Origin of the sequence: Stenotrophomonas maltophilia group sp. Smal32 (genome assembly GCF_030237085.1) — a bacterium.
In the GTDB taxonomy this organism is placed as follows: Bacteria; Pseudomonadota; Gammaproteobacteria; order Xanthomonadales; family Xanthomonadaceae; genus Stenotrophomonas; species Stenotrophomonas maltophilia_Q.
Map to the genome: position 1 here is coordinate 1 of NZ_JASJSI010000183.1, position 4,500 is coordinate 4,500.

Below are 4,500 nucleotides of genomic sequence, written 5' to 3' on the forward strand. Positions count from 1 at the left end.
TCCTCGCCCATTCAGGAAAGAGGTACGGTAGGTGCCGACCTTGGTCGGCACGCGCAGATTCCAGTGCCGACCAAGGTCGGCACCTACCAAACGAGTGGGTCAGAACCGGTTGTCGCCGTCCAGCATCCGGCCAAGACCTCCCAGCACCGAACCTTCGCCGCGGCTCTGGCCACCGCCCTGCGGTGCGGCCATCCACATGCGGCCAGCCAGGCGCGAGAACGGCAGCGACTGCAGCCAGACCTTGCCTGGACCGGTCAGCGTGGCCAGGAACACGCCCTCGCCTCCGAACAGCATGCTCTTGATGCCGGTGACCCGGCGTACGTCCATGTCCACCGTGGGGTGATACGCCACCACGCAGCCGGTATCCACGTCCAGGCGTTCACCGGCAGCCAGCTCGCGCTCGACCACGCAGCCACCGGCGTGGATGAACACCCAGCCGTCGCCCTCCAGCTTCTGCATGATGAAGCCCTCGCCGCCAAACAGGCCGGTCATGATCTTGCGCTGGAACTGCACGCCGATCTGCACGCCGCGCGCGCCGGCCAGGAAGCTGTCCTTCTGGCAGATCAGGCGGCCGCCGTGCTGGTCCAGTTTCATCGCCAGCACCGTGCCCGGGTAGGGCGCGGCGAAGGCGACCTTGCCCTTGCCGTGCCCGCTCTGCGTGTAGACGGTGGCGAACAGGCTCTCGCCGGTCAGCACGCGCTTGCCTGCGGCCATCACCTTGCCCATGAAGCCGCCGCCCTGGTCGCCGTTGGCGGCGCCGAACACCGTGTCCATCTGCACCGTAGCGTCCTTGAACATCAGCGCGCCGGCCTCGGCGATGGCGCTCTCGCCGGGGTCGAGCTCGATCTCCACGAACTGCATTTCATGGCCGACGATGCGGAACTCGATGTCGTCGGCGCGACCGCTGGCGCCTGCCGGCACCGGCGGCGGGGTATTGGGCATGCCCGGGGCCGGCGCCTGCAGCCCGGCCACCTCGGCGATCGGCGTCCACCCGCTCATGCCCTGGCACCAGGCCAGGGCGCGTGGATTGGCCTGCGCGTAGCGGCGCGCGGCCTCGTCATCAAGCGGGCCGACGCGCTCGGCCTGGGCGGAGGCATGGAAGTACCACTGGGTCATGGCGGCGGGTCCGTCGCGGTGGAAACCCCGAGTCTAGCGAGCCCCCGGGGGCGCCGGCGACGGGGCCATGAACGGCGGGCATTTGCGGCGTAGGTGCTGTATTGCAACAATTATCTGGTAGCGCCGTTTTACCACCCCTCCAAACACAGCCTACCGCCATGTCCCCGACCCGTACTTCCCGTGGCCGCCTTCCGGTCGCGCGCCCCCTCGTTGCCGCTCTTTCCGCCCTGCTGCCGCTGGTAGCAGCCGCCCAGGAAACCCCTGCCGCCAAGGATCCGGTTGCCCTCGATGCCCTGCAGGTGACCGCGCAGCGCCGCGTCGAGAACGCCAAGGACGTACCGGTCGCACTGAGCGCGATCCAGGGCGAGAAGCTGGATGTGCTCGGCTCGGCCGGCGATGACATCCGCTTCCTGGCCGCGCGCGTGCCCAGCCTCAACATCGAGTCGTCCTACGGCCGTGCCTTCCCGCGCTTCTACATCCGCGGTCTGGGCAACACCGATTTCGACCTCAATGCCTCGCAGCCGGTGTCGCTGGTGTACGACGACGTGGTGCAGGAAAGCCCGCTGCTGAAGGGCTTCCCGCTGTTCGACCTGGCCAACGTGGAAGTGCTGCGTGGCCCGCAGGGCACCCTGTTCGGCCGCAACACCCCGGCCGGCGTGGTCAAGTTCGATTCGGCACGCCCGTCGCAGGATGCCGATGGCTACATCCGCGTGGGATATGGCAGCTACAACAGCTGGAACGTGCAGGGTGCCTACGGCGGCCCGCTGACCGACCGCTGGTCGGCACGTGTCTCGGCCATCTACCAGCGCCGCGACGACTGGGTCGACAACACCCGCGTCGGAGCTCCCAACAGTGGCTTCGAAGGCTATGACGAATCCGCAGGCCGCGTGCAGTTCCTGTACGAAGGCGACGACTTCGAAGCGCTGTTCAACCTGCACAAGCGCAAGCTCAACGGCACCGCGCGCCTGTTCCGCGCCAACATCATCCAGAAGGGCGGCAATTCGCTGGTCGAGAACTTCGACCGCGACAAGGTGGCCAACGACGGCGTCAACTTCTCGGACCTGGACACCTGGGGCGGCAGCGCGCGCCTGCAGTGGAACCTCGGCTCGGTGACCCTGCACTCGATCACCGGCTACGAGACCGCCGAATCGCTCAACCGTGGTGACATCGACGGTGGCTACGGTGCAGCCTTCCTCGGTGCCGGCAATTACGGCCCGGGCCTGATTCCGTTCTCGTCGGAGTCTGCCGACGGCCTGCCGCACCACCGCCAGTGGACGCAGGAAGTGCGCATCGAGTCCAACGAATGGGGCCGCTTCGACTGGCAGGCCGGCGTCTTCTACTTCGATGAAGACGTGACCATCAACAACTTCAACTACGACTCGCTGACCCCGGGCAACCCGCAGACCGGCCACGTGGTGCAGAACCAGCGGAACAAGGCGTGGGCGGTGTTCGCTTCGGGCGACTTCGATGTCACCGACCGCTTCAAGCTGCGTGCCGGCGTGCGCTACACCCAGGACAAGAAGGACTTCAGCGCCAGCGTGCTGCAGGCCGTTCCGTTCGGCACCCCGGTCAGCGGCCCGTACCTGGCCAACACCGACGTCAACGACGTCAGCTGGGATGTCAGCGGCGTGTACAAGCTGACCGATGACATCAACGCCTACGCCCGTGTGGCCAAGGGCTTCCGCGCACCGTCGATCCAGGGCCGCCTGGCCTTCGCGCCGGGCCTGTCGCAGGCCGATTCGGAGAAGGTGATCTCGTATGAAGCCGGCATCAAGGCCGACCTGTTCGAGCGCCGCGCGCGCCTGGGACTGAGCGTGTTCCGCTACAACGTCGACGGCCAGCAGCTGATCGCCGTGGGCGGCAGCAACAACACCGCCACCCTGCTCAATGCCGACAAGACCATCGGCCAGGGCGTGGAGCTGGACCTGGAGGCCTACCTGGCCGACAACGTCCTGCTGACCTTCGGCAGCAGCTACAACGACACCGAGATCAAGGACAAGAACCTGGCGGTGGCGATCTGCGGCGGTGGCTGCACCATTACCGACCCGACCACGGTGATCAACGGCCAGACCTATGCGCTGGTCAACGGCAACCCGTTGCCGCAGGCACCGAAGTGGATCCACAACGCGACCCTGCGCGTAGGCTTCCCGCTCAGCGACGGCAGCGAGCTGTACGCCTACACCGACTGGGCCTACCGCAGTGCGGTGAACTTCTTCATCTACGAGTCGCCGGAATTCCGCGGCCGTAGTTCGCTGGAAGGCGGCCTGCGCCTGGGCTACAACTGGGATTACGGCCAGTACGACGTGGCTGTGTTCGGCCGCAACCTGACCAACCAGACCCGCGTGGTCGGTGCGATCGACTTCAACAACCTGACCGGCTTCCTCAACGAGCCGCGTACCTGGGGCGTGGAGTTCACCGCGAAGTTCTGATGCGGTCGCTGCGTTGATGCAATGAAGAAGGGCCGGCGTAATGCCGGCCCTTCTGTTTCCTGCTTCATGTAGAGCCGAGCCTGCGCTCGGCTGCTCTGAGCCGAGCATGGCTCGGCTCTACAGAGGCATGGCTTACAACGCGCTCTGCGGGCGCACCTTCAGTACCGCGTTCTCGGTGGTGCAGTCGCGGCTGGAGTGCAGGCCGGCCTTGCGCGCGGCAGCGATCTCCTTGCGTGCGGCCAGCAGGTCTTTGTTGAACGCGGCGTTGTCGTGCAGGCGGGCCACGGCGGCGGCGCCCATGAAGCGGCCTTCCAGGATGTCGCTCTGCCAGTGCACGTTGCACACCAGGCGGCTCTCGCCGTAGTTGCGGCCGCGGGCCTGGATGGCATCGGCGCGGTCCGGCACGATCTCCGACAGGATCAGTGCCCAGGCCCAGCCGATCGAGGTATGGCCGGACGGGTAGGAGCCATTCTTGCGCAGGCCTTCTTCATCCTTCGGCGAGCAGGTCGGCTCACCGTTGACCATGAACGGGCGCGGGCGCTGGTAGTGGTTCTTGGCCGCCTTGGTGGCGGCGCTGGCGTCGATCCGGCTGCGCTCCAGCAGTCGATACAGCGCCGGAGTCTTCACCGCATCGACGTCGATGTCGGCGGCGCAGGAGAAGTGGTTTGCACCTTCGGGGAAGCCGAGTTCCGCATCGATGCCGGCCTGGGCGAAGCGCGGGCTGCCACGCAGCGCGCGGGCTTCACGGCTGACCTGTTCGTCCAGGGCGAGGGCGGCCGAACCGGCCACCGGCGGCGCCGGCACCAGGTCCAGGCTGGCCGGGACCGCATCCTTGTCCAGATAGCCCACGGCCTTGGTGGTGATGTTGGCTTCGACGGCGGTCGGCTTGGCGGCGGTGGCGGCACAACCGGCCAGGGCCACTGCCACGGCAAGGCCGTGGGCTATCTGGACAAGG

At 67.1% G+C, this 4,500-nt stretch carries 3 protein-coding genes; 1 reads left to right on the top strand and 2 read right to left on the bottom strand.

Annotation, left to right across the window (positions count from 1 at the left end):
- Nucleotides 1-99: 99 nt before the first annotated feature.
- Complete coding sequence (locus QRO91_RS21940) at nucleotides 100-1,116, bottom strand: TIGR00266 family protein (protein ID WP_049429164.1); 1,017 nt, start codon at nucleotides 1,114-1,116, stop codon at nucleotides 100-102.
- A gap of 158 nt (nucleotides 1,117-1,274) precedes the next feature.
- Here QRO91_RS21940 and QRO91_RS21945 point away from each other — a divergent pair, with 158 nt between their 5' ends.
- Nucleotides 1,275-3,545 carry a TonB-dependent receptor gene (locus QRO91_RS21945; protein WP_049429163.1) on the top strand — a complete coding sequence of 757 codons (2,271 nt, stop codon included), beginning with the start codon at nucleotides 1,275-1,277 and terminating at the stop codon, nucleotides 3,543-3,545.
- A gap of 132 nt (nucleotides 3,546-3,677) precedes the next feature.
- On the opposite strand, the gene QRO91_RS21950 is transcribed toward QRO91_RS21945, so the two are convergent.
- A complete protein-coding gene (locus QRO91_RS21950; RefSeq protein ID WP_285310571.1) occupies nucleotides 3,678-4,490 on the bottom strand; it encodes a phosphatase PAP2 family protein in 813 nt (270 codons plus the stop codon).
- Nucleotides 4,491-4,500: the final 10 nt, after the last annotated feature.

Excerpts from the sequence above, each read along its gene's own strand:
- QRO91_RS21940 (WP_049429164.1), bottom strand. The coding sequence starts at position 1,116 with ATGACCCAGTGGTACTTCCATGCCTCCGCCCAGGCCGAGCGCGTCGGC.
- QRO91_RS21945 (WP_049429163.1), top strand. The coding sequence starts at position 1,275 with ATGTCCCCGACCCGTACTTCCCGTGGCCGCCTTCCGGTCGCGCGCCCC.